Annotated in this window: 23 protein-coding genes; 5 read left to right on the top strand and 18 right to left on the bottom strand. The window is 63.3% G+C overall.

All coding sequences use genetic code 11. From position 1 onward, the window contains the following. Nucleotides 1–85: 85 nt before the first annotated feature. From V9K97_RS19410 to petA, 3 genes are read right to left on the bottom strand one after another with little or no spacing between them, the layout of a single operon-like run. A complete protein-coding gene (locus tag V9K97_RS19410) occupies nt 86–859 on the bottom strand; it encodes a cytochrome c1 (RefSeq protein WP_337297759.1) in 774 nt (257 codons plus the stop codon). Nucleotides 860–888: 29 nt separating this feature from the next. Beyond that, a complete protein-coding gene (locus V9K97_RS19405) occupies nt 889–2,325 on the bottom strand; it encodes a cytochrome b (protein ID WP_258504444.1) in 1,437 nt (478 codons plus the stop codon). Nucleotides 2,326–2,339: 14 nt separating this feature from the next. Continuing rightward, on the bottom strand, nt 2,340–2,954 hold the full coding sequence (petA, locus tag V9K97_RS19400) for a ubiquinol-cytochrome c reductase iron-sulfur subunit (RefSeq protein ID WP_126745569.1): 615 nt from the start codon (nt 2,952–2,954) through the stop codon (nt 2,340–2,342). Nucleotides 2,955–3,248: 294 nt separating this feature from the next. Here petA and V9K97_RS19395 point away from each other — a divergent pair, with 294 nt between their 5' ends. From V9K97_RS19395 to V9K97_RS19385, 3 genes are all read left to right on the top strand, one after another. Continuing rightward, complete coding sequence (locus tag V9K97_RS19395; protein ID WP_258504442.1) at nt 3,249–3,545, top strand: hypothetical protein; 297 nt, start codon at nt 3,249–3,251, stop codon at nt 3,543–3,545. Nucleotides 3,546–3,679: 134 nt separating this feature from the next. Then, nucleotides 3,680–4,303 (top strand): YjbF family lipoprotein, encoded by a 624-nt coding sequence (locus tag V9K97_RS19390; RefSeq protein WP_337297757.1) that lies wholly within the window; start codon nt 3,680–3,682, stop codon nt 4,301–4,303. After that, entirely contained in the window at nt 4,300–7,386 is a 3,087-nt protein-coding gene (locus V9K97_RS19385; RefSeq protein WP_337320056.1) for a YjbH domain-containing protein, read from the top strand. The genes V9K97_RS19390 and V9K97_RS19385 overlap by 4 nt, the downstream gene beginning before the upstream one ends. A gap of 43 nt (nt 7,387–7,429) precedes the next feature. Here V9K97_RS19385 and V9K97_RS19380 read toward each other — a convergent pair whose 3' ends face one another. The 9 genes from V9K97_RS19380 to V9K97_RS19340 form a co-directional block, all read right to left on the bottom strand. Continuing rightward, the gene (locus V9K97_RS19380; protein WP_337320055.1) at nt 7,430–8,659 is read right to left on the bottom strand and encodes a lipopolysaccharide biosynthesis protein; all 1,230 of its coding nucleotides are present in this window, start codon (nt 8,657–8,659) and stop codon (nt 7,430–7,432) included. A 3-nt stretch (nt 8,660–8,662) separates the two neighbouring features. Beyond that, nucleotides 8,663–9,922 carry a hypothetical protein gene (locus tag V9K97_RS19375; RefSeq protein WP_337320053.1) on the bottom strand — a complete coding sequence of 420 codons (1,260 nt, stop codon included), beginning with the start codon at nt 9,920–9,922 and terminating at the stop codon, nt 8,663–8,665. After that, nucleotides 9,922–10,992 carry a glycosyltransferase gene (locus V9K97_RS19370; RefSeq protein ID WP_337320052.1) on the bottom strand — a complete coding sequence of 357 codons (1,071 nt, stop codon included), beginning with the start codon at nt 10,990–10,992 and terminating at the stop codon, nt 9,922–9,924. Before V9K97_RS19370 ends, V9K97_RS19375 begins: the two co-directional genes overlap by 1 nt. 11 nt (nt 10,993–11,003) lie before the next feature. Then, nucleotides 11,004–12,152, bottom strand: a complete 1,149-nt coding sequence (locus V9K97_RS19365) for a polysaccharide pyruvyl transferase family protein (protein ID WP_258504436.1) — start codon at nt 12,150–12,152, stop codon at nt 11,004–11,006. Nucleotides 12,153–12,165: 13 nt separating this feature from the next. Further along, nucleotides 12,166–12,876, bottom strand: coding sequence for a sugar transferase (locus tag V9K97_RS19360; RefSeq protein WP_337320050.1), 711 nt, complete (start codon nt 12,874–12,876; stop codon nt 12,166–12,168). 343 nt (nt 12,877–13,219) lie between these two features. Next, nucleotides 13,220–15,472 (bottom strand): polysaccharide biosynthesis tyrosine autokinase, encoded by a 2,253-nt coding sequence (locus tag V9K97_RS19355; protein ID WP_337320049.1) that lies wholly within the window; start codon nt 15,470–15,472, stop codon nt 13,220–13,222. After that, nucleotides 15,469–15,924, bottom strand: a complete 456-nt coding sequence (locus V9K97_RS19350) for a low molecular weight protein-tyrosine-phosphatase (protein WP_258504432.1) — start codon at nt 15,922–15,924, stop codon at nt 15,469–15,471. Before V9K97_RS19350 ends, V9K97_RS19355 begins: the two co-directional genes overlap by 4 nt. Next, a complete protein-coding gene (locus tag V9K97_RS19345) occupies nt 15,921–17,084 on the bottom strand; it encodes a polysaccharide biosynthesis/export family protein (protein ID WP_258504431.1) in 1,164 nt (387 codons plus the stop codon). The genes V9K97_RS19350 and V9K97_RS19345 overlap by 4 nt, the downstream gene beginning before the upstream one ends. Before the next feature lie 385 nt (nt 17,085–17,469). Then, nucleotides 17,470–18,141 (bottom strand): phosphatase PAP2 family protein, encoded by a 672-nt coding sequence (locus tag V9K97_RS19340; protein ID WP_337320047.1) that lies wholly within the window; start codon nt 18,139–18,141, stop codon nt 17,470–17,472. A 210-nt stretch (nt 18,142–18,351) separates the two neighbouring features. On the opposite strand from V9K97_RS19340, the gene mscL reads away from it, so the two are divergent. Beyond that, complete coding sequence (mscL, locus tag V9K97_RS19335) at nt 18,352–18,786, top strand: large conductance mechanosensitive channel protein MscL (protein WP_337320045.1); 435 nt, start codon at nt 18,352–18,354, stop codon at nt 18,784–18,786. On the opposite strand, the gene pdxA is transcribed toward mscL, so the two are convergent. Genes pdxA through V9K97_RS19320 form a run of 3 tightly spaced genes read right to left on the bottom strand, consistent with a single transcriptional unit; the run spans nt 18,783 to nt 21,957 of the window. Continuing rightward, complete coding sequence (pdxA, locus tag V9K97_RS19330; protein WP_337320044.1) at nt 18,783–19,847, bottom strand: 4-hydroxythreonine-4-phosphate dehydrogenase PdxA; 1,065 nt, start codon at nt 19,845–19,847, stop codon at nt 18,783–18,785. The two genes, mscL and pdxA, sit on opposite strands and share 4 nt — an antisense overlap. Further along, complete coding sequence (locus V9K97_RS19325) at nt 19,844–20,617, bottom strand: Nif3-like dinuclear metal center hexameric protein (protein ID WP_337320042.1); 774 nt, start codon at nt 20,615–20,617, stop codon at nt 19,844–19,846. The genes pdxA and V9K97_RS19325 overlap by 4 nt, the downstream gene beginning before the upstream one ends. After that, entirely contained in the window at nt 20,614–21,957 is a 1,344-nt protein-coding gene (locus tag V9K97_RS19320) for an MFS transporter (RefSeq protein ID WP_337320041.1), read from the bottom strand. Before V9K97_RS19320 ends, V9K97_RS19325 begins: the two co-directional genes overlap by 4 nt. A gap of 285 nt (nt 21,958–22,242) precedes the next feature. On the opposite strand from V9K97_RS19320, the gene V9K97_RS19315 reads away from it, so the two are divergent. Continuing rightward, a complete protein-coding gene (locus tag V9K97_RS19315) occupies nt 22,243–23,403 on the top strand; it encodes a S1C family serine protease (protein ID WP_281149351.1) in 1,161 nt (386 codons plus the stop codon). Between the two features lie 32 nt (nt 23,404–23,435). Here the strand turns inward: V9K97_RS19315 and tatC are convergent, their stop codons facing one another. The 3 genes from tatC to tatA form a co-directional block, all read right to left on the bottom strand. Further along, the gene (tatC, locus tag V9K97_RS19310; protein ID WP_337320039.1) at nt 23,436–24,251 is read right to left on the bottom strand and encodes a twin-arginine translocase subunit TatC; all 816 of its coding nucleotides are present in this window, start codon (nt 24,249–24,251) and stop codon (nt 23,436–23,438) included. A gap of 76 nt (nt 24,252–24,327) precedes the next feature. Continuing rightward, complete coding sequence (gene tatB, locus V9K97_RS19305) at nt 24,328–24,786, bottom strand: Sec-independent protein translocase protein TatB (protein ID WP_126745551.1); 459 nt, start codon at nt 24,784–24,786, stop codon at nt 24,328–24,330. Between the two features lie 14 nt (nt 24,787–24,800). Continuing rightward, complete coding sequence (gene tatA / locus V9K97_RS19300) at nt 24,801–25,049, bottom strand: Sec-independent protein translocase subunit TatA (protein ID WP_126745550.1); 249 nt, start codon at nt 25,047–25,049, stop codon at nt 24,801–24,803. Nucleotides 25,050–25,094: the final 45 nt, after the last annotated feature.

The following is a 25,094-nucleotide window of genomic DNA, read 5'->3' as shown; positions in this document are numbered from 1 at the left end:
TCCTAAAAATCAAAAAGAGTGGGTCGCGTTGGCAACCCACTCTGTGGGACCGGACGCACGGGGCGCCCGGTCGGCGTGGACGGAACTACTTGACGTCTTTCCAGTACGAGGCGTTCAGTCGCCACACGAAAACCAACGACATGGCCAGGAACAGCAGCACCCACACGCCGATGCGGATGCGCGTGTTCTGTGCCGGCTCGGCCATCCATTGCAGGTAGCCCACCAGGTCACCCACGGCATTGTCGAACTGCAGCGGCGTCATGGTGCCGGGGGTGACTTGCTCCCAGCCCTTGAACACTTCAGTTGCGTGGCCATGCTGCTCGACCTTGGTGTAGACCGGGCGGCGCTCGCCTTGCAGCTCCCACAGCGGGTTGGGCATGGCAACGCTCGGGAACACGAGGTTGTTCCAGCCGGTGGCCTTGGTGTCGTCGCGGTAGTAGGTGCGCAGGTAGGTGTACAGGTAGTCGGCACCGGTGCCGCCGTGGCCGGCGCGCGAGCGCGCGACCAGGGTCAGGTCGGGCGGCGTGGTGCCGAACCAGTCCTTGGCCTGGCGTGCGTCGATGTTGGCCTTCATGGTCTCGCCGACCTTGTCGGTCGAGAACAGCAGGTTGTCCTTGATCTGCTGCTCGGAAATGCCGATGTCCTGCAGGCGGTTGTAGCGCATGAAGGCCGCGGAGTGGCAGTTCAGGCAGTAGTTGACGAACAGCTTGGCGCCGTTCTGGAGGGAGGCCACGTCGGTGGTCTTGTTGGGCGCCTTGTCCCATGCAATACCGCCGGATTCGGCCGAGGCGGCTGCGGAAAAGGTCAGGCCCAGTGCCAGGCCCACAACCGCGAGCCAGCCAGAAATGCTTTTCTTCATCGTGTTTCTCTCGAGCTCTCTTGGGCTTCTCAATGGGCGGCGAAGGTCACGCGGTCGGGCACGGGCTTGAACTCGCCCTTGCTGCTCCACCAGGGCATGAGCAGGAAGAAACCGAAGTAGAAAAGCGTGCCGATCTGCGAGATGGTCTGCGCGATGTCGAGCGCGAACGAACCGATGACCAGGTTGCCCCAGACGCCGGGCGCCTGGATGCCCAGGTAGCCCAGGATCAGGAAGAGGAACACGAAGACGCCGTAGACATACTTGTGCCAGCCCGGACGATAGCGGATCGACTTGACTTCGCTCTTGTCCAGCCAGGGCAGGAAGAACAGGATGATGACCGAGCCGCCCATCACGACCACGCCCCAGAACTTGGCGTCGAACGCCTTGAGCAGGAAGATCGCCACGGCCGCCACGACGACGACCGCGATTTTCAGCGCGGTGCCCGACTTGCCCTTGACGAAGTTCAGGATGGCGGCCAGGCCGATGATCAGCGCGAACACGTTGACCATGTCGTCGGTGGTTGCACGCAGCATCGAATAGAACGGCGTGAAGTACCAGACCGGAGCGATGTGGTTGGGCGTCTTCAGCGAATCGGCCGGAATGAAGTTGTTGTACTCCAGGAAGTACCCACCTGCTTCGGGCGCGAAGAACACCACGGCCGAGAAGATCGTGAGGAACACCACTACGCCGAAGATGTCGTGCACCGTGTAGTACGGGTGCGACGGAATGCCGTCGAGCGGATGGCCATCAGGGCCGCGCTTGGCCTTGATCTCGATGCCGTCGGGGTTGTTGGAACCCACTTCGTGCAGCGCGATCAGGTGAGCCACCACAAGGCCGAGCAGCACCAGCGGCACGGCGATCACGTGGAAGCTGAAGAAGCGGTTGAGCGTGGCATCGCTCACCACGTAGTCGCCGCGGATCAGCAGGGCCAGGTCAGGACCGATGAACGGGATGGCGGCGAACAGGTTCACGATCACCTGGGCGCCCCAGTAGCTCATCTGGCCCCACGGCAGCAGGTAGCCCATGAAGGCTTCGGCCATCAGGCACAGGAAGATCGCGCAGCCGAACACCCAGATCAGCTCGCGCGGCTTGCGGTAGCTGCCGTACATGAGGCCGCGGAACATGTGCAGGTACACCACGATGAAGAACGCCGAGGCGCCCGTCGAGTGGATGTAGCGGATGAGCCAGCCCCAGGGCACGTCGCGCATGATGTACTCGACCGATGCGAACGCCTGGTTCGCGTCGGGCTTGTAGTGCATCACCAGGAAGATGCCGGTCACGATCTGGATCACGAGGACCAGCATCGCGAGCGAGCCGAAGATGTACCAGAAGTTGAAGTTCTTCGGCGCGTAGTACTTGCCCCACTGGTCGTTCCAGAGCTTGGTCAGCGGGAAGCGGTTGTCGACCCAGTTGAGCAGCTTCTCGCCGGCGGGCGCGTTGGGGGAAATTTCGTGGAATTCAGCCATGTTCTTCTTCTGCCTCAGGCCTTCTTGTCTTCGCCGATGAGCAACTTGGTGTCCGACACGTACATGTGCGGGGGCACCGGCAGGTTGTCAGGCGCGGGCTTGTTCTTGAAGACGCGGCCGGCCAGGTCGAAGGTCGAGCCGTGGCAAGGGCACAGGAACCCGCCTTCCCAGTCGTTCGGCAGCGAAGGCTGCGGACCGGCCTGGAGCCGGTCGACCGGCGAACAGCCGAGGTGGGTGCAGATGCCCACGACCACCAGCACGTCGGGCTTGATGGAGCGGTGCTGGTTTTGCGCGTATTCGGGGGTGAACTCGTCGGGGTGCCGCTTGGAGAGCGGATCGGCCAGCTGGCCGTCGAGCTTGGCGAGCTCGGCAACCTGCTCGGGCGAGCGCTTGAGAATCCAGACGGGCTTGCCGCGCCATTCGACGGTGATCTTCTCGCCGACCTTGAGGCCCGCAATGTCCACCTCGACCGCAGCGCCCGCGGCCTTGGCCTTTTCGGAGGGCTGGAAAGTACTCACGAAGGGAATCGCGGTGGCCACGCCTCCCGCTACGCCGGCACAGCTGGATGCGATTAACCACGTCCGCTTGCTTGTGTCGATCCGGGGGGAGCCGGAGGTCATGTCACTCATGGGGATCCTCTAAGTCTTCTTCGCTGGAGCAGGGTCAACCGGCGATTGTAGCGGGCTGTTGCGGGCATATTCAACGCCGCCAGGTCCGAGCACGTGCGAATGCGTCCCGCCGGGCGCCCTGGAAGATCGACTAAGAACAATTAATTAGTATTTATTTGCAACTTATTTAGACGACATTTCGTCACAACGATTTGCACCGGCAAATGGTTGCAAAAGGCTAAATTAGTTGCGGCACACTTCGCTAGCTGCTAATCTTCTCTCAACTGTTAATCGTCAATTGAGAGGATGTTTGCCATGAGAATTAAGCCATTGGTGTTCGCAACCGCCATTGCAGCCTTGAGCATTTCTTCGGCTCTGGCGCAAGCCCCGACCCCGACGCCTCCCGTTCAAACGCCCGGCCCGCAGCCGGCCAGCGCTACCGGCGCAACCAATTCCGCATTCGGCCGCATTACCGCCGGACAGGCTGGCGGCATCGCAGCCAGCGTCGGCCTGGCAGCTGCCGTGGCCAGCGGCAACGGCGGCAACAGCGGTGGCGGCAGCGGCACCGGCGGTACGGGCGGCACCGGCACAGGTACCACCGGCACGAATTGATCGTGCGGGCCCTCCTGACGGGAGGGCATTCGCTGAAAAGTCCGCGCGTTGGCCACGCCACGCGACTTGTTGAATGCTGTCTTTTGGCGGCATTTCTTTTGGGCGTTGGCGGCTGTTCTTCCGGATCTTCTGCCATGCTGGCAACGGCACGGCATATATATAGCGGCGCGCCTTCGGCGCCCCCGCCCGCCTTTAATCCCAATTACCGCTATTTGCGCGTAGCCACCGGCGACCAGACGGTGTTCATGGTGCTCGGCTATATAGACAAGCGCCCTGAAGGCGCGGTCGAAGTCTGGTACAGCGGCAGCGGCGAGGTCGTCAGGCTGCTCGATGGACGCCTGGTGGGAACCACCGGTCTTTCCACCGATTGGCGGGAGGTGCGGTTTTCGGGCCTGCCCGCCTGGACTGCCGATGCGAACAGCCCGCCTTCCGCGAAAGCCTACCAACGCCAGCGCGACATGATGCCGGGCTACCGTTTCGGTATTCGGGACGAGATCGTGCTGGCGCCGATTGCCGCACCGCAGCAAGTCGCCTTGGCTGGCACGCCCGCTGCTTCCCTGCGCTGGTACGAGGAGCGCAGCGTTTCCCGGCCGGCAAGCGCCTCGCTGCCCCCCGCGCGCTTCGGCGTCTCGCAAGCGGGCGGCACCCCTCGGGTCGTTTATTCCGAGCAATGTATTTCCAATGACCTGTGTATGAGCTTCGAGCAGTGGACGCCTTCTTCCCCAGCACCCGTCGCAGCGGCGAGCGCTGGTACATGAGCCGTTTGCTTCTTCGTGGCTCCGGCAGAAAACCCTGGCCTCTTCGCGCGGTGGTGGCCTGCGCGCTCGCGGCCAGTTGCGCCGCGGCGGCCCAGCCCCTGGGCAGCGGCCCCGTCGACAACAAGACGCCGGCCAACGACGCCGACATTCGCCCGGGCGAGCGCCTGAGTGCATGGCTGCTGCGGCAGCCGACGGAATCGGCCGCCCCTGGCTTGTCATGGCGCGTTCCACAGGAGCGGCTGGCGCAGCAGTTCCTTAAGAACCAGGTGCTGCTGCGGCTCGAGGCCGCCAGGCGGCGCGCCCCCCGGGCCGAACACGCCCAGCGCCAGCAGCTGATCGCATGGCTGCAGAACCTTCCCGTCACGGGCCGGGTTGCGCTCGGCATCGTGGACCCGCGCTGGCTCGAGGCGCACCCCGAAGAAGACCCGGTGCTCACGGCCGGCCAGCAGCTCATTGCGCCTCCGCCGGTCCTGAGCACCATTTCGGTGGTGCAGCCCGACGGGCGGCTCTGCCAGGTGGCGCACGAACCCGGCCGCACGGCATGGGACTACGTGGCGGCCTGCGATCCCGAAGGCAAGCACGACTGGGCCTGGGTGGCGCAGCCCGACGGCCGCACCGCGCGGGTCGGCATGGCAAAGTGGAATGCGCATCCGTCGGACGAGCCGGCGCCCGGCGCCTGGGTATGGGCGGCGCCCCGCGGCAAGGACGACCTGGAGGCAGTTTCCGAGGGGATGATCAAGTTCTTGGCCACGCAGGGGCCATCGCCACAAGGATCTGCCGTGGCGAGAGCTCCGGCAACGGCTACGCCACCGGCGGTTGCCGCATCTGATGTGGCGGCACCTGCGGCCATTCCCATTCCATTGGCGGCAGAGCCCTCTCCCCCGGCCACCCCCTTCCAGCCCACCACGGTTTCGGTGCGCCCCGAGGCGGCACCGCAGTACCGCCCGCTGCAGCCCAGCGGCAATGACTGGGGCGAAACCGGCTTGCTGCAGACGCCCTCGGCCCGCATGGGCCAGACGGGCGACATGCGCACCTCCATCACGCATGTCTCGCCCTATACGCGATTGAACGTGATGTTCCAGCCGCTCGACTGGCTGGAAGCCGGCTTCCGCTACACGTCCATCGGCAACCGCATCTACGGCATCGGCCTGAGCAACCAGGACTACAAGGACAAGAGCATCGACTTCAAGGCGCGGCTGTGGAAAGAGTCGGCCTACCTCCCCGAGGTGGCGCTGGGCTTTCGCGACATCGGCGGTACCGGTCTCTTTTCGTCCGAGTACCTGGTGGCGAGCAAGCGCCACGGCGACCTGGATTTCAGCCTCGGCATCGGCTGGGGCTACATGGGGAGCAGCGGCAACATCAGCAATCCCTTCGGCTTGCTGAGCAGCCGCTTCAAGACCCGCGTGAGCGAGACCACATGGGGCGGCGCCAACTTCGGCCGGCTCTTTCGCGGCCCTACCGCGCTCTTCGGTGGCGTGCAGTGGCGCACGCCCTGGGACCCGCTGACGCTCAAGCTCGAGTTCGAAGGCAACAACTACAAGAACGAGCCGCTCAACAACGACCAGCCGCGGCGCTCGCCGATCAATATCGGCCTGGAATACCGCTACGCCCCCGGCGTGACCTTCTCGGCCGGCCTGGAGCGCGGCAACAAGGTGATGGTGGGCCTCACGCTGCAAACCAACCTGGCGAACATGCAGATGCCCAAGACGGCGGACCCGCCGGCGCCGCGCTTTTCGCCGACGCCACCCGCCACGTCGCCAGGCTGGGCGGCCACCGCTGCCGATATCGAAAGCCGCACCGAGTGGACCGTCCAGCGCATTGCGCCACAGGGCCAGATGCTGCACGTGTGGATCACAGAAAGCGCCACCGTGTACCGCAACGCGCGCGTCGAGCAGATCATTGCCGTGCTGCACCGCGATGCGCCGGGCACCATCAAGAACTTCGTCCTGCACTACTCGGAACGCGGCTTGCCCATGCATGCGCAAGTGGTCGACCGGAACGAATGGGTGACGGCGCACTACCAGGCGCAGACGCCGAGCGAAGCGCGTGCGGCCAGCCAGCGCGACTATGCGCCCCCGCCCATCGGCGCCGACTTCCAGCCTCCCAACATTTCGAATGCCAATGCGGCCATCGCATCGCGGGACGCGCCCGGCATTGCGGACGACAACAAGGCGCTCGCGCCGTGGGAGCGCCGCACCCCCAAGTTCAGCATCGGCCTGACACCCAGCCTCGGCCAGATCCTGGGCGGCCCCAATGCGTTCGTGCTTTACCAGATCGGCGTGCAGGCGGTTGCCGAATACCGCTTCACGCCAAGCACGTGGGTGAACGGTGCGCTGAATCTGCGCCTGCTCGACAACTTCGACAAGTTCACCTACACGGCGCCCAGCAACCTGCCCCGCGTGCGAACCCTGCAGCGCGAGTTCGTCACGGCCAAGCGCCTGACGATGCCGGTGCTGCAGCTGACGCACGTCGGCAGGCTTACGGACAACCAGTACTACAGCGTGTACGGCGGTGCGCTGGAAAGCATGTACGCGGGCGTCGGCGCGGAATGGCTCTATCGGCCATGGCGCAGCCGCATGGCCATCGGCATCGACTTCAACCATGTGCGGCAACGCGACTTCGACCAGGACTTCGGCCTGCGCGACTACAAGGTCAACACCGGCCACGCCACCCTCTACTGGGACACCGGCTGGAACGGCGTCCTGGCCAAGATCAGCGCGGGCCAGTACCTGGCGGGCGACCGCGGGGTCACCATCGACATCAGCCGCCGCTTCGACAACGGCGTGGTGCTCGGCGCCTACGCTACCAAGACCAACATCTCGGCAAGGCAGTTCGGCGAAGGCAGCTTCGACAAGGGCATCTACATCTCGGTGCCCTTCGATGCGCTGCTGCCGCGCTCGAACAAGTTCACCGCCAACTTCGCATGGGCACCGCTGGTGCGCGACGGCGGTGCGCGCCTGGGCCGCATCCACCCGCTGTACGAAATGACGTCCGCGCGCGACCCGAGCGCCTTCAAGTTCGGCCCGCCGGACAGCGGTGCCCCGGGCACTGGCGACAACATCCTGAAGTTCGAACGGCGCTAGGGCTCTCGCCCTTCCGCCCTTTCCGCACCGTTCGTCGCCAGGTTCAGCGAGCCTGCGGCGCAGCGGAGGCGCGCATGATGAAGAACAGCCAGGCCATCATTGCGACGGCCATGCAGGCAAAGCCCAGCGTCATGGCGTTGATGGTCTGGATGTAGGAGATCGGGCCCCTGGCCATGAGCATGCAGGCCGCGAACACGAGCGCACCGAAGATCGAACACCACAAGAGAGCCCCCGGCCGGCCAGCGGCCCTGAAGCCGGTCCGCAGGCACATCGTGAGGCCGAAGATTGCGGGCGCGTAGAAAAACGGCGAAAAATCCATTCCACCGTAGTTCTTGCCGAAGGCCAGCACCACCAGATGAGGCCCCAGCAGGCCCAGCAAGACCCCGCCGATTTCCGCCACCACGAATCCGAAGACGACGAACTTGATGAACAGGCGAAAGGCGTCTTTCCGGCGCTCGGATTTCCAGCTGGCCGCCAGCTTGGGCAGGATGTAGTAGCCCAGCGCAAGCAGCACGTACTGCATGGGCAGCAAGAAGGTGATGTAGATCTTCAGCAAGCCGCCCTGCGCCGAATCGGCCGAAGAGCCCAGCAGCAATATGGCGCCGCCCGTCATGATCCAGCTCATGAGCTGCGACAGGCTCGCCTTCCAGCCATAGGCCGACGCCTCCTTCAGGGTCAGCGTCTGCGCATTGGCCGGCGCCGGCAGGGGCGCAATCACGTTTTTCAGGCTGCCTGCGATCAGGAGCGAGAACGGCAGCTGGATGACGGCAATCCATAGAAGGGCCTGCGTCCAGGAAGCGGGCTTCAGGCCGATCAGCACCGCCACATAGCCGATGCTGATCAGGACGCCCGATATGCAGAGCACCGCGAACCGGCGCCCGACGAGCAGAATGCTGCGAGAAATCCAGAAGATCTCGTAGCCGATGATCAATGCCACGCCGGCCCAGTTCAGCGGCCCCGGAAACCCGGTGAACTGCCACACCAGAAAGCCCGCAATGGCTACCGCGGCAACCAGCGCCCAGCTCCACCAGGCGGCCGAGCGACTCGCGTAGTAGCGCTTGATCAGCAGCGGTTCATGCACCACCGCCGTATGCAGGATGTACTGGAAGCTGACGATTGCGAGAAAAGCCGAAGCAATGCCGAAGTCCGAAGGCGACAACGCCCGCGCCAACGCAAAGCTCAGCAGCAGTTGGCTCGCGCTATAGATGCACTGGTCTGCAACTGCATAGATCGGACCTCCCAGGCGTTTTCGGATTTCCGCGAACGACGCCATTCACTAGTCCGACAGCGAGAACAGAACCGGATAAGTGGTTGCCTTCACGGCAAAGCCTCCTTCGACCGGACTGCCGCAGCTCCCGTGGCGCACCTGCGGAAAGAAGTCGACGCGCGTGCACTTCTTTCCCTTGTCGGCCGCCACCAGAACGTTCTGCTCCGAGCTTTGCGTCCACACCACATGCAGCAATGAATTTCCGCGGCTCAGCACCAGCTTGTTCAGGCCGGCGGCGTTGTCGTAAGAAACCTTCCTGGAGTTTCTGGCGATCTTGAGGAATTCAGAAAGACTGGAGAAGGCTTCCTTTTTCTCGCCCCCTTTGGACTTGAGCCCGAAGTTGTCTTCTCTCGAAACCACGGAGGTTCCGCGGTCCTTCCATGCATAGAGATTCAAGAGCTTGATGCCGGCGGCCACATTGGTGAGGTACTCGCGCAAGATCAGCGAGGCCTGTGCATTGCGGTCACGCACCGGCAGGTAGGACGCATAACCCCACTCCGAAGCAACGATGCCGACCTTGCCGAGTTGCATCTGGTCGAGCTTTGCGCGCAGCTTTCCGTAGTCGGCAACCGCCGTTTCCGGAACCGAGCGGTACGGATGAATCGATACGTCCGTCAGGCAGTTGGCCTTGGCCCCGGACACAAAAGCATTTTCGAGTTGCGGCGGAACCTGCCCCTGGTTGAACGGAAGCTTCGCAAAACCGAAGCCCATGACGATCTTCGGCGGATTCTTCAGCTGCGCGATGCTGCGGCAGAACTCGGCCGTGGCAGTTTCGAAGTTCGAAAAGAGCGCCGGGTTCAGAAAGGTCTTGTGGTCGGGCTCGTTCCACAGCTCCCACACCGCCACGTCGGCGGCGTGTGCGTTCATGAATTCGGCCGCAAAGTTCGCGAACAGCTTTTCCTTCTGCCCACCGGCCTGCTGGTCCGACGAATCGTGCCCCCAGATCTCCCTGCCGCCGAACAGCGTCACGATGGCTTCGAGCCTGGCATTGCGTACGCGCCGGATCAGCTTCGAGTAATCGATCATTGCGGGGTTGACGCTTTTCAGCGGCGGCCGCACGCCGAACCGGACGAACTCGAATCCCGCCGCCCTGATTTCGTTCAGGTCTTCGTCCGATATGTCGCTCGGATCGATCTGCACGCTCAGCGCGGTCGGATATTCGGTGCTCAGCTCGCTGACGCCCCGCGCCTGTGCCGGGAGCGAGATTGCGGCAAGCATCATCACCGCACAGAAGAGCCTGACGATTCCAACCATGGATGAAGATCTCATCAAAGTACCGACTCCTTGTAGAGATCGACGATGGCCGAGTTCATTCGGTCGGCGGTGTATTTTTCTTCGAAGATCTTTCGCCCGTTCTGCCCCATTCGCACCAGGTCCTCGTTCGGGATCTGGTCGATCTCACGCAGCATTTCGTCCAGGCGATCGAGCGGAAACAGCCGTCCGTTCTTCGTGTCTTCGACAATGTCGACCAGCCCGCCCACGGCGGAGGCAAAAACCGGCTTGCTTCGTGCCATTGCCTCCACAGCGACAAAGCCGAAGCCTTCCCATCTCGACGGCACGATGACCGCGTCGCAAGACCGGTATGCGGCGTCGAGTTCGTCCTTTTCGAGCCAACCCTTGAACTCGATCTCATCGGAATGGGCCAGGGAAAGATCGTTTCGAACAGCGCCGCCGACGATGGTCAGCTTGAATCTCGGCCGCACGCGGGCATAGGAATCGAGCAGCAGGTCGATGCCCTTCTGCCGGTCGAGCCGACCCACGAACAAGATTTGTCTTTGCCGCGAGGAAACGTCTATTGGGGCGGCAGCCTGTTCATGGCCCAGTGCCGCGGGGGTGATTCCGTTCGGAATGCACCTGCATCGCTTGATGCCGAATTTCTCTGCAATGCGCAGTTCATGGTCGCTGATGCAGATGATCGCGTCGGTCCAATACGAAAGCAGCCATTCGGCCCAGCGATAGATCGACTTCTTGTACGAAGGGCCGATCTGGTCGAATGCCCAACCGTGCGAGCAATAGACGATCTTTGTCTCTTGCGGCACCTGGCCGAGCAGCGCCATTGCGCGCACCACCCCGCCGGCAATCGAACTGTGGAGATGAAGAACCGAGGGCCGCTCGGTCCGGATGATCTTCCTGACTTCCGCGGCGTAGCTCGCAAGCGCCAAGGGGCTGCGCGCCGTGGGCACCACGTGGGTGTCTTGTGAACTGAGCCACTCCACCGGTCCGGGCAAAACGAACTTCGCCTGGGTGATCACGGGGGAGTTCTGCTGAAAGCCGGAAACCATCCGCAAATAGGTTTCCAGCCCGCCCTTGAGGGTTTCGGCAATGTGCAATATTTTCATGGCCTGCGCAGTCAGATCAAGGCATGAATTCCGGCCACCACTTCGCCCCTGAGCAGATCGAGTGTTTGCCGGTCCGGAGTCTTTTCGTTCAGCACGCCCAACACCGAGGCTTCGAGTTTTTCCACGCGAGGCGACAGGTCGAAGAGATAGCGTTTTCGCTTCGTCAACTCGAAGAAGGATTCGACCTTCTTGTCCCAATTCATTCCAATCGACGGAATGTTCAGGCTGTAGGCCACGATGTTTGCGTGCAGCCGGTGCGCCACGATGCACGAGCAAGCGCTGATCAATGAAACGAGTTCATCTGGATGCCGCGGAACCAGGAAGCTGGATTTCGGCGCGTTCGATTCCGCAGAAATCTCGTTCAGGATCTTGTTGTCTTCAGACGCGCCATTGGTGAAATACAGCACCCGCTTTCCCTCCGCCCGCAGCGATTCGGCAAGCGTTGAAAAGAACCTGGCCGACTCCGTCGAGTTGGCGTTCGCGTATTCGGAGTTCATGACCAGCGCGTCGAGGCTGCTCACGCAAATGCCGATGTCCCAGTTCTTCTCCGGCGAAAGTTCTTCGGAGAACGCATCGGCGCAAACCAGCGCGGGATCGGGAACCACCCTGATGCTTCCCCTCGGAATTCCGAAATGGGTATGCAGGTTGTTTGCCGATTCCTTGTCGCGCGTAGCGTAGAAAACCGGTCTCGCATTGCTGATGAAGCGCTTGACGAGGAAGCGGCCCAGAAACGACCACCGGGCCGTGACCCCGACCGACACCACCACCACCCGTTTTCCGCGCAAAAGCCGGCTCAGGAGAAAAAGCTTCGCCGGAAAATTGAGCGCCACGTCGCAAAACAGCTGGCCGCCTCCAATGACGATCAGGTCCGCATCGCTGATGGCGGCTTTCCAGTTCTTTCGCCAGACCAGAAAGTAGCCCTTGAGGCAGTAAAGAAAAACGATCAGCGACCGAAGCAGGGAAGGCAGCTTTGCGAAAAGCCGGAAAGCGCCCCCACCCCGCAGGTTTTCTTCCTCGAAGCCCACCCGACCAGCAATGTCCAGAAACTCGACGCTCGCCCGCGGGTACTTCATTCCCGCGATGTGGGCCAACGATGCCGCGATCACCCCGTCTCCCAGGTTGTCGCTGAACGGCACCGCACAAATCAGGATCTTTTTCATCTTTGAATGAGCGTCACCGAGAACCGTGGCCTACAGCCACCACCCAGATGGTCCTGATGAAAATGCCGATATCCCTTCCCACGGAGAGCGTCTCGACATAGGTGACGTCCAGCGCCACGCGTTTTTTGTAGCTCAGCTGATTGCGGCCGCTCACTTGCCACAGGCCCGTGATTCCGGGCCGCACGGCGCAATAGAACGACCAGTCGGCGCCATAGAGGCCCTTCTGATCGAGCATGCAGGGCCGGGGGCCGACCAGGCTCATGTCTCCAACCAGCACATTCCAGAACTGCGGCAATTCGTCCAGGCTGGTCTTGCGGATGAACTTGCCGAAGCGGGTAATGCGGGGATCGTTCTCGAGCTTTTGATAGTCGTCCCATTGCTGGCGTGCCACGGGATCGTTCTTGAGGTGCTCCTCGAGGATCTGGGCGGAGTTGGGCAGCATGGAGCGGAACTTGTAGAACTTGAACACGCGCCCTCCCCGTCCATAACGCGGCTGCGAATAAAGAACGGGAGCTCCGGAACTCAGAAAAACGCCAATGGCGAGCAAGACGTAAAGCCAGCCGAAAGCGGTAAAAAAGAAAAGAGAAGCGGAAATATCCACCGCTCTTTTGGCAATGCGCAGCATGGCCGGGTGATTGACCCTTTCCCACGCCGCGTCCGAGAATTCGGAATGCATTTCTTCGCTGCTGGGCGCGGTCAATTCCTCTGAACGGAAATTGGTCATAGGAATGCCCCGTTCTCACATTTGCAGCGGAGGCAAGTTTTTAGCTTAAGAACTCTCATTTCTGGAGCACCTTTCGTCTTACAAGCAAATGCTTGCCCCTAGCGGGTCGGTGATAAGTTGCGGCTCGGGCTTCAGACCCGATACGGTCCGGCCCGGGAGCCTTGAAGGACGCTGCGCAACAAATACCATTGCGCAATCCAAGCGACTCAACCACGTAATACAAAAGAACGAAGTACTTAGCCCTAGGCCTTTGTTATTAGGTTTTGGGCAAAGGCACCAATTTAGTGCTTCGAGTGATAAATTCCACACTCTGGCCTAATTTTCACAGATATAGCGTGGCCAACTAGGTGGTATCCCTGTTGTTTTTATATTTATAGTGTATGTAACGGTAACCGCCATATTTGTAGCTGCTGCTACCGGCGTGACGCCGCGATAAGTCCATAGCATTCAAAATAACGCCATTGGCTGTACACCCCGCGTGCGCCAATCTCCGGACACTCTCGTTCAATTCGCCCAACTGGGTTTTCTCGGCGCGGGCCACCAACAGCAGCGAGCCTGCGAGCGGTGCCACCGAAGCCGTGTCGGCAGCCACCAACACCGGCGCCGTATCGATGATCACCAGGTCATAGCTTGGCGACAGTTTTTCCAAAAGTTGCGAAAAAGAGTCGCTCAGGAGCAATTCGGCGGGGTTGGGCGGAAGCACCCCGGTCGTTATCACGTCCAGATTCGGCAGAACCGACGGACGAACCGCTTTTTCGAGGCTCAATGTACCCGCGATCAATTCGGATAAACCGGAAGATCGAGACATTGAGAAGAATTGATTAACCCGGCCCTTGCGCAAATCGGCATCGATCAGGAGAACCTTTTTGCCCGACGCGGCGGTAATTGCCGCGAAATTGACGGAAACAAAAGTCTTCCCGACCCCGGGGGTCGCACCCGAGATGAGCAGGCGGTTGTTGGGCGCCTCCAGCATGGCGAACTGCAGGGCGGTTCGCAGGCTGCGCAGGCTCTCCACCGCGGGGTCTTCCGAATGCTGCAGCGCCAGGATGTGCAAGCCGGGCGCCTTGTTCTCGATGCTCCGGTCGATCATCCGCTGGGCGCCGCTCAGGGGAATGCTGCTGTAGACGCTGAGCCCGGTGTGCATTTCGATCTCGCTCGGATTGCGGATGCCGCCGAAGAACGAGTTCCTTGCGATGGCGGCCGCCACGCCGGCCATCAGCCCCAAGAGCAATGCCAGGGCGAGGATCAACGGCCTCTTGGGCCAGACGGGCTCTTCCGGAATGATGGCGTCGTCCAGCAGGCGCACGTTGCCGACCTTGCCTTCCTTGGCCAGCCGCATCTGCAGCGAGCTGTTGAGCAGCGACACATAGAGATCGGTGTTGACCTTGATGTCGCGCTGCATCTGCACGGTGTTCTGCTGCAGCAGCGGCATCTTGCGGATGCGCGAATCGACGGAAGCGATTTCGCCCTTCCACGCCGAGATTTGCGTGTCCAGTGTCTGGATGCTCGGATGCTTGTCCGTGAAGCGCGCGGAGAGCTCGCGCCGCTTCTGCTGCGCTTCGAGCAACTTGGATTGCAGATCGACCGTCTGCGTCAGGGCGTTCTTTGCCTCGTCGTCCAGGCTGACGGTGCCGTTCTCGTTCCTGTAGCGGTTGTAGAGGTCTTCGGATTGCTCGAGCTGCTTCTTGAACTGGGGCAGCGCGGTATCGAGAAAACCCAATGTCTTTTCAGCTTCGGCAGCCTTGCGCTCGATGTTCTGGCGCACATAGAGGCGGCCGATCTCGTTGAGCAGCTGCGTCAGCTTCTCAGGGCTCGGGTGCTTCCAGCTGACGTCGATCACGCCCGACTGCTTGCCCTTTTCAACGACCTTGAGGCCGTCCTGCAGCGACAGCAGCGTCAGCTGCTTCGAGAACCGGACCAGCCGGAACTGGGCCCCGGGCTTCGCGCTGACGGAGCTGACCAGGAGCCGCAAGCTGCCGCCCGGAAGATTCGCAACCAGCGGGGTTCCGATGGCGCCCTGGAGCGGGGTTTCGATGCCGGGGTGGGCCAGCTCGTAGCGGTTGTCGGCTCGTACAGTCAGAGAGAACTGTTGCTCTTCGAGATCGGCCGGCACGTCGAACTGGGGAACGACGATCTTCTCGGTGCCGGTCACGTAGCCCGACAGGCCCATGAAGCCGGGGTTCGAAAGATCGGTGGCGCGCCGCGAAAGCCAGCTGCCCACCACGGGCGCATAGCGGGGCTGCGCGCTGATGTAGAGCTTGGTGTTTTCCACCGCCTGCGCCAGGATGGCGCGCGACTTGATGATCTCGATTTCGCCCGCGGCGGGGGTCTTCACGCTCAGCAACGAAGACGCTGCGTCGCCCAGGAAGCTGCCCGCCGAGTTGCCGGAGTCTTCCACCTGCACCGCCACATTGGCTTCGTACATGGGCTTGCCGAAGAAGGCATAGGCAACGCCGAGGAACAAGGCCGCCGCGGTCACGATGGCGATGAGCCAGCGGTTGTCCACGAGGATGTCGAGGTACTCGACGAGGTTGATTCCTTCGCCCTCTTCTTCCAGCGCTGGCATCGGCAGGGCGGCTTGCTGGGGTGCGTTCATGTCGGTTGCTGCTCGGGTTTTGTAATTTTCAGAATGCGATCGATCCAGGTCCTGGCGCCCACGTCGATGAGGGCCAGGGCATGCTCGAAGGCCGCCTCGTCTTTCCGGTAGGGGTCGGGCACGTCCTGCTTGGCGGCCTCTGCAATGCGAAAGACCTTGCCCCGCACGAACGGGTAGGTCGCCTCGAGGTAGCGGCGCTGCTCCATGTCCATCACCAGGATCAGGTCGGCCTGGCGGCACAGCAACTGACTCACCTGCTGCGCGACGTGGGCCGAGATGTCGATGCCGCGCGCCTGCATGAGCCTTTGCGCCATGGCATCGGCCGGCTTGCCGACCAGCGCGCCCGTACCGGCCGACACCACCCGGAGGTGCGGCAGCCCGGCGGCCAGGAGGCCTTCCGCCATGGGGCTTCGGCAGATGTTGCCGATGCAGACGGTCAGGATGGATTTCATCTGTGGCGGCTCCAGACCTCGTCGCCGGCGTTGATGACTTGCGCCGCGGGCAGGATCAGGCTGGCCAGGCGGTTCCAGGTCACGAGCGGCACGGAATCGATGTAGACCACGTCGCGCGGCTGCAGCGGGAAGCGCTCGGCCAGTGCCAGCGCGGCCGGGTTCTTCGCATTCAGGTGGAAGATGGCCGGCAAGCCCCTGGCGTTGTTGCGAATGACGTAGACCTGCCCGGTGTTGGCGGAAGCCAGGTTGGGGCCGCCGGCCTCGCCCAGCGCTTCGTTCAGGCTGAGCCGCCCGTTGTGCATGAGCAGCGCCGAGGGACGCGAGATTTCGCCCATCACGAACACCTTGCTCTCGTCGCGGTGCCGCACCTGGATCACGTCGCCGTTGCGCAGCGGAATCTGACTTGCGTCGGCGCCCAGGTCCTGCAGGTTCGTGAGGTTGATGAGCGTGGACTTGCCGCCGCGCTGCAGCGTAACGAGTGAACGGTCGCCGTTCGCGGTGATGCCGCCGGCACGGCTGATGGCCTCGGCCAGCGTCATCGGCACGTCGGTGAAGATTTGCAGCCCCGGGTTCCGCACCTCGCCTTCGACGAAGGCGCGGCGGCTTCTGAAGGACTGGATGCGCACCGTCACCTGCGGATCGCGGATGTAGGCCGCAATGCGCTTGGCAATGAGATCGGAAGCCTCGATTTCGGTCAGCCCCTGGAGCTTGACACGCCCGATGTAGGGAAAGGTGATCTGCCCGTCCGCGCCGACGATGAAGCCCGGCGCCACGCTGATGCCCGTGGGGTCGGCCTGCTGCGTGATCACCGCGCCCGCGTTGGGCAACAGCTCCGGATGGTCGTACACGATCACGCCCACGACGTCGCCGGGCCCGATGGTGTAGACCGGCGCCTCGCCGAAAAGCGCCTTCACCTCGGACGGTACGGCCGTAGGCTGCGCCTCGGCCATCGCGCGGATGAGCGCGGGTGAAATCGAGGTGATGACCCCATCCGGTGCGCCGTCGGCCGGCAGGTACTGGAATTCCGGGGGCAGGCTCTGGTCGGCCTCGTAGGCGGACACAGAACTGAAGCCCGGTGCGCAACCCTGCAGCAATAACGCGCCCACTAGGGCTAAACCCCACCCTGACGGGTGCACGTAGCGTGTCAAATTGATCCCCATTGCACAAATTGGTTTTTTCGACATTCCGTGATTCATATGCAAGGCCCGAGCCCAATCCGCATTTGGCCTCGACCTTTTTGTCACGGTTCGTGAAAGCGAGCCTTCGCGTTGTCGTCAGGCGCGCCGGCCGAATTGTCGCTGCCCGCGCATCCCCTGTTTTCCGTTGAATAGACGAAAAAACTGTGTCTATCTGTGGAATATCCCGAGGCTGCGCAGGGGAATGTTCGACCGCAATGCCGAAGGGCCGTGTTTCATTGGGGAATGAAGACCTTCGTGGGACATGCAAAGCCGCTGCGCGCGGTTTGCAAATGTGAACTATCAATTAACCCATTGACGGCATCAATTGTGGCATTCAAGCGACAATTGATGCGTATTGGCCGATCGTCTAAAAGGTTTGCTCTTTTGTAAGCACCTGTGAATTCCCTACGGGCGCGCGGGCGGGTTGGCGGCCATGCAGAAGATCGCTGCGCCTGTAGGGGCGCTCGATGCCCGCCATCCAGGCGGCAACGGATTCCAGCGCGTACTGAGTGGGCGCGGGCCGCCCCACGATGACGAAAAGCAACAACGGCACCACGACACCCGCTGCGAGCCAGCCAGGCGTTCGCAACGAGACGATGGTCAGCCTGTCGCGCTGCAACCAGAGAAAGCTTGCGCTCACAACCGTGCCGAGCACAACGCCTGTCACTACTTCTGCGGTGGAGTGCACTTCAAGGGCCAGCCGCGACACTCCGACAGCGACGCCCCACGCCCACCCCGCAATGGCCGCCGCAATGCGCAAGAACGGTGCAAACCGCAGCGCCGCGAGCCAAAAGACAACTGTCCACACGCTCGTTGCCAATGCGGTATGGCCGCTAAAGCCTGTGAAATCGAAACGTGCGCTGCCAATGCCCCAGCCCAGAAAAGCCAGCTTGGACAGCATCACGGCCAAGCCGCATCCCCCAAATAGGAGCGCCCAATGCACCGCCGCGGGACGCGTGCTGCGGTCGACCGCCAACCAAATTGCAATCCACAATGCGGCGGGCAATAGAAAGCCGCTGTCACCCAGTCCGGTGACCATTAACCAAAAACTATTCATCGATTTGAAATGGAATTGCGCCCTGTCGGTGCGGTGGCTCGGTGATTTGATTCGTTATCATTAAAGCCAGCCATCCGCCGGGGAACTCTTTCGAACTACAGCCATGTGTCGATCGAGTTCCAGGCGGGCCGATTGTTCCACAGGCATACTCGCGGCATCTTCAACACCGGTGCGCCCCCGCACATCGAAATCATGAGCATCCTCAGTGAATTCAAGGAATTTGCCGTCAAGGGCAATGTCGTCGATCTCGCGGTGGGCGTGATCATCGGCGCGGCGTTCGGCAAGATCGTCGACTCGCTGGTCAGCGACATCATCATGCCGGTGGTCGGGTTGGTGTTCGGCAAGCTCGATTTCTCCAATTTGTACCTGGTGCTGGGTTCCGTCCCTGCGGGCGTGGCCAACAACCTGGCCGACCTGAAGAAGGCCGGCGTGCCGGTGCTGGCCTATGGCAACTTCATCACCATTGCGGTCAACTTCGTCATCCTTGCCTTCATCATCTTCATGATGGTCAAGCAGATCAACAAGCTGCGCAAGCACCATGCCGAGGCGCCCACGGCCCCGGTGGCGCCGCCGGAAGACATTGCCCTGCTGCGCGAGATTCGCGACAGCCTGAAGAATCGCCCCTAGGCGCCCGTCAGCGTCCTGGCCATGCGCAGCGCCTCGACGAGGCTCGAGGCGTCGGCAAGGCCCTTGCCCGCAATGTCGAACGCGGTGCCGTGGTCCGGACTGGTGCGCACCAGCGGCAGGCCCAGCGTCACGTTCACGCCCTTTTCCACGCCCAGGTACTTGACCGGAATCAGCCCCTGGTCGTGGTACATCGCCACCACCACATCGAACTCGCCGCTCCCGGACACGCCCGCCTTGGCTCGCGCACGCATGAAGACGGTGTCGGGCGCATGCGGACCGCCGGCGTCGATGCCCTCGGCACGCGCGGCCGCAATGGCGGGCGCAATGATGTCGCGCTCTTCGCTGCCGAAGAGGCCGCCCTCACCCGCATGCGGATTGAGGCCGGCCACGCCGATGCGCGGCGCCCGCCCGAGCATGCGGTGCAAGGCACGGTGGGTGATGCGCAGCGTTTCCAGCACATTGCCGAAGCTCACCGCGGTGATGGCGTCGCGCAGCGACATGTGAATGCTGACGAGCACAGTGCGCAGGTCGTCGTTGGCCAGCATCATGCGCACCGGCATGCCGTCCACGGCAACGCCCGCATGCGCGGCGGCCTCGGCCTGCAGCAGCTCGGTATGGCCCGGGTAAGGAAAGCCGGCCGCGGCCAGTGCTTCCTTGTGCAGCGGCGCTGTCACTATGGCCGCGATGTCGCCCCGCAATGCCGCCCGCGCGGCCCAGACCACGCACTCGCCCGCGACGCGCCCGGCTTCGGCGCTGATTTGCCCGGGCACGATGTGCGCGGGCTGCGCCACCACCTGCAGCACGGGAATGCAGCCCGCTGGCACGGCGCCCGCCTCGGCCGGGTGCTCGATTTCCGCCACCGGCCATGCCGGCTGCCCCGGCAGCGCCAGGGCCTGGGACGCACGGCGCATGGTGCCCACGTCGCCGGCCACGAAGGCGCCGCGCGCGGCGTCAGGCGCCTGGCGGAAGGCCTTGGCGATGATTTCCGGGCCAATGCCCGCGGGGTCGCCGAGCGTGACCGCCAAGGATGCGCCGGCAGCAGCAGGAACCTTGCCGTTCATGCGGCGTTGTCGATGTCGATGAACTCGTGCTTCAGCCCGAGTTGGGCCGCCACATGGGCCGCCACGGCCTGCGCGCCGTAGCGCTCGGTGGCATGGTGCCCGCAAGCCAGGAAGGCGACGCCCATCTCGCGTGCATAGTGGGCCTGGGGTTCGGAGATCTCGCCGGTGATGAAAGCATCGGCCCCCGCGGCAATGGCTGCCTCGAAGTAGCCTTGCGCACCGCCCGTGCACCACGCGATGTTCTTGATGGCTTTGTGGGCGGTGTCCACCAGCGTGACCGGCCGCTTCAGAACCTTTTCTGCGTGCGCCGCGAGTTCCTTGGCGCTGGCAAAGCTCTCGCCGTTTTCGCGCGCGCCCAGAAAACCGAGTTCCTGCTCGCCAAAGCGCCCGGTGGAGCCGGCATGCGCAAGCAGGCCGAGCTGCAGGCCGAGCTGGGCGTTGTTGCCGAGCTCGGGGTGCGCGTCGAGCGGGAGGTGGTACGCAAAGAGGTTGACGTCATCGCCGAGCAAGAGGCCGAGGCGCTGCTTCATCCAGCCGGTCACGCAGCTGTCCTGGCCGCGCCAGAACAGGCCGTGGTGAACGAAGATGGCGTCGGCCTCGGCGTGAATGGCGGCTTCGATCAGCGCGCGGCTCGCCGTGACGCCGGAGACGATTTTCCGCACCACGGTGCGGCCTTCGACCTGCAGGCCGTTCGGCCCGTAGTCCTTGAAGCGCGAAGGCGCAAGAAGCAGGTCGAAGGCGTGCAGCAGTTCGTGGCGGGTGGTGCTCATCGCGACATTGTCGCGCTCCCGCCTCCATCGCGCATGGCATGGCCGCGTGCCGCCAGGGGCCACAGCGCCAGCAGGAAACCCAACCCGGCGAGCACTGCAACGTAGTGCGCCGGGGCCATGGTGTCGTGCTGAAGCCAGACGGTCAGGATCACCGGCGTCAGACCGCCGAACACGGCATACGACATGTTGTAGGCAAACGAAAGGCCGGTGAAGCGCACCGGCGCCGGAAACGCCCGCACGCCGGCAATCGGCACCGTGGCAATGGTGCCCACGAACAGGCCCACCAGGCCGTAGTGCCAGAAGAGCGTGGCCGGCGTACCCGGCAGCCCTGTGTAGAACAGGTACGCGGTCGCGAACAATCCGCCCCAGCCGACGAGCATGACCGCGCGCGTGCCGATGCGGTCGCAGGCCCAGCCGACCAGCACGCAGCCGATGGTCAGGGTCAGCGTGGCCAGCGCGTTGGCTTCGAGTGCCAGCGCGGCCGGAATGTGATGCACCTTCTGCAGGTAGGTGGGCGTGTACAGCACCACCACGACGATGGCGGCCGACAGCACCCAGGTCAGCAGCCCCACGTAGATGCTGGCCGCGCGGTGCTCCCGCAGCACCGTGCGCAGCGGCAGTTCGCGCGCAACGGTCTTGCGGTCCGCCAGTTCCTTGAAGACCGGTGTCTCGTGCAGGAACCGGCGCAGGTACACCGAGACGAGCCCGAACACGCCGCCCAGCACAAAGGGAATACGCCACGCAAAATCGCTCACCTCCGCGGGCAGGTAGTAGCGGTTGATGCCCACCGCAACCAGCGAGCCGAGCAGGATGCCGCCGGTGATGCCCGAGGTCAGCGTGCCGATGCCGAAGCCATAGCGCTGCGCCGGCACGTGCTCGCCGACGAACACCCATGCGCCGGGCATTTCGCCGCCGATGGCCGCGCCCTGCAGGACACGCATGGCCAGCAGCAGCAAGGGTGCGGCAATGCCGATGCTGGCATAGGTGGGCAACAGGCCGATGACCAGCGTGGGCGCCGCCATCAGGAAGATCGACAGCGTGAACATGCGCTTGCGGCCGAGCAGGTCGCCGAAGTGCGCAATGACGATGCCGCCCACTGGCCGGGCCAGGTAGCCGGCGGCAAAGATGCCGAAGGTTTGCAGCTGCCGCAGCCAGTCGGGCATGTCGGCCGGAAAGAAAAGCGCCCCCAGCACGGTGGCAAAGAAAACGTAGATGACGAAGTCGTAGAACTCCAGCGTTCCGCCAAGAGCGGACAGGGCAAGGGTCTTGTAGTCGCGGGAGTCGAGCGTGCGGGCCGGAACCGGCCGGGTGCCGTCCGGAGAAAGGGCTTGAGAAGTCATGGCTGGCAGGGAAGTCGTTGCCGCACGCAGGACCGCCAGGGGATTGAAAGCGGAAAGGCAGCGCGCCGGCGAAACACCTGGCCGCGTGCGCCGGGTGGGCGTTGCGGAAGGCCGGAATCCGGAGCCGTGTGGGCTCGCTTCGCGATGCTAAGGGTTATCCCGTATTGGCGCCTGAGGCCTGCGCCAATCTCGACCGGCCGGCGCGGTTTTCCGGCGGCCGGGGGTTGAGGGACAATCGAGCTGTAGCGCCGCACCGGACGGCGTGCTTACCCGCTAACAAATTTCATGAAACGCACCTGGCTGCTCTTTGCCCAAGCCGTGACCGTCCTCCTGGCGGCCTATTTTGTTGTTGCGACCCTCAAGCCCGAGTGGATCAACCGGCGCTCCACCTCGCTCGGCGGCGTGGTCTCTATCGTCGAGGCACCGGCCGGTGCCCCGGCGGTGGCGCCCGCGGGCAGCCTGAGCGCGGCGGCCAAGAAGGCTTCTCCGGCGGTGGTGAGCATCAACACCAGCAAGGCGGCGCAACGCCATCCGCGCAGCAACGACCCGTGGTTCCGGTTTTTCTTCGGTGACCAGGGCGACCAGCCCCAGGTGGGGCTGGGCAGCGGCGTCATCGTGAGCTCCGAGGGCTACATCCTCACCAACAACCACGTGGTCGAGGGCGCGGACGAGATCGAGATCACGCTCAACGACAGCCGCCACACGCGCGCCAAGGTGATCGGCACCGACCCCGACACCGACCTTGCCGTGCTCAAGATCGAAATGGACAAGCTGCCCGCCATCGTGCTGGGCAACTCGGACGACCTGCAGGTGGGCGACCAGGTGCTGGCCATCGGCAATCCCTTCGGCGTGGGCCAGACGGTGACCAGCGGCATCGTCTCGGCGCTGGGGCGCAACCAGCTCGGCATCAACAACTTCGAGAACTTCATCCAGACCGACGCGGCCATCAACCCCGGCAATTCGGGCGGTGCGCTGATCGACGTCAACGGCAACCTGCAGGGCGTCAACACGGCCATCTATTCGCGCTCGGGCGGCAGCATGGGCATCGGCTTCGCCATTCCGGTGTCCATGGCGAAGATCGTGCTCGAAGGCATCGTGAAGGAAGGCCAGGTGCGCCGCGGCTGGATCGGCGTCGAGCCGAACGAGCTTTCGCCCGAACTGGCCGAGACCTTCGGCGTGAAGGCCGATACCGGCGTCATCATCACCGGCGTGCTCCAGAACGGGCCCGCGGCCAAGGCCGGCATCCGCCCGGGCGACGTGATCACTTCGGTCGGGGAAAAGAAGACCGACAACGTGCAGGCCCTGCTGACCGCCGTGGCCGGCCTGAAGCCGGGCAGCACCGCACGCTTTGCGCTGCAGCGCGGCACCGACAAGATGGAACTGGACGTGACCCCGGGCCTGCGGCCCAAGAGCCCCGTTCGGCAGGTGCCCAACCAGCCCGAGTAGCCGCCGAGGCGCCGGAACCGAATAGCGATCGATCAGGAAGACGCCGAGGAATCGGCGCTTTCTTCCTCTTCGGACGGTTTCTTGCTGCCCATGGCAAAGTAGCGCGCGCCGATGATGCCGACCTCGTACAGCAGGCACATCGGCACGGCCAGCGCGAGCTGCGACACCACGTCGGGCGGCGTGAGCACTGCGGCGATCACGAAGGCCACCACGATGAAGTAGCCGCGGAACGAGCGCAGCTTTTCGATGGTGACCATCTCGAACTTCACCAGCAGCATCACGACGATCGGCACCTGGAATGCGACGCCGAACGCGATGTAGAGCGAGAGAATGGCCTCGACGTAAGACGAGATGTCGGGCGTGGCCGCCACTGCTGCGGGCGTGAACTTCTGGATGAAGCTGAACATCTTGTCCAGCACGAAGAACTGCACGAAGCCGATGCCCGTATAGGCGAGCAGGCTGCCGAAGAAGATCAGCGGCAGCGCAAAACGCTTTTCGTGGCTGTAGAGGCCGGGTGCAATGAACATCCAGGCCTGGTACATGAGCCAGGGCAATGCCAGCAGCACGGCCGTCATCATCAGCACCTTGAGCGGCACGAAGAACGGCGAGAACACGCCAATGGCAATGAGCTTGGCGTCCGGCGGCATGTGCGCGCGGATGGGCATGGCGATGAGATCGATCAGCCCGCCCGGCCCGGGCCAGATGGCCAGCAGCACGCCCGCGACCACCAGGCCGTAGACGCAATAGAGCAGGCGGTCGCGGAGTTCGACCAGGTGCTGCACGAACGGCTGTTCGGTGCCCGCCAATTCGTCTTCTGCGTCTTTGTTCTTGTTGTCGGAATCGGCCATTGGAAGGAGAAAAGAGCAGGAGAAAGCGTGGCTTCGGCCGGCGTGCGGCGCACGAGGAACGCGGTTGTAAAAGCCGCTAGTTGATCTTGTGGGGACGGAAACGGGCAACGCGGGCGGCACCCGAGAGCGCCTTGGTGCGCACGCCGTTGCGGGCCTTGTACCACTGCGGCGTGGCGCCCTGCTTCAGGCGCCAGTTCTTGCGCGGATGCCTGTACTCGGGCACTGAAGGCTCCGGTTCGGCCAGCGCCGAAAGGGTTTCGCCCGAGCCGGAGAACTGCTTTTCAAGATCGGTCGCGCCCGTCTGGATGCTGTGCTCGACGTCGCGCGCAGCATCCTCCACGGTGGTTTTCATCTTGCGCAGCTCTTCAAGTTCCATCGAGCGATTGACCTCGGCCTTGACGTCGTTCACATAGCGCTGCGCCTTGCCCAGCAGGGTGCCGACCGTGCGCGCCACCCTGGGCAGCTTTTCGGGCCCGATGACGATCAGCGCCACGACGCCGATCAGCGCCAGCTTCTCAATACCGAGGTCGAGCACTTAAAAACCCGCGCTCAGGACTTCTGACGCGCTTCGACGTCGATCGCCGACTTGTCGCTGTTGGCCGGCTGGCCGGTCACTTGGGCGGCAGGGGCCGACGAAGCGGGTGCGTCGGCAGTGGTGCCGCCGTCTTTCATGCCGTCCTTGAAACCCTTGACGGCGCCGCCCAGGTCGGAACCCATGTTCCGCAGCTTCTTGGTGCCGAAGATCATGACCACGACGAGCAGCACGATCAGCCAGTGCCAGATTGAAAATGAACCCATGGAAGACTCCTAAGAATGTGTCCGATTTTAGTCGGGCGAAATGTG

The organism is Variovorax sp. CCNWLW186, from assembly GCF_037203865.1.
Taxonomy (GTDB): Bacteria; Pseudomonadota; Gammaproteobacteria; order Burkholderiales; family Burkholderiaceae_C; genus Variovorax.
The sequence above is the reverse complement of the archived record's forward strand: the minus strand, read 5'-3'. Positions and strand labels throughout refer to the sequence as shown.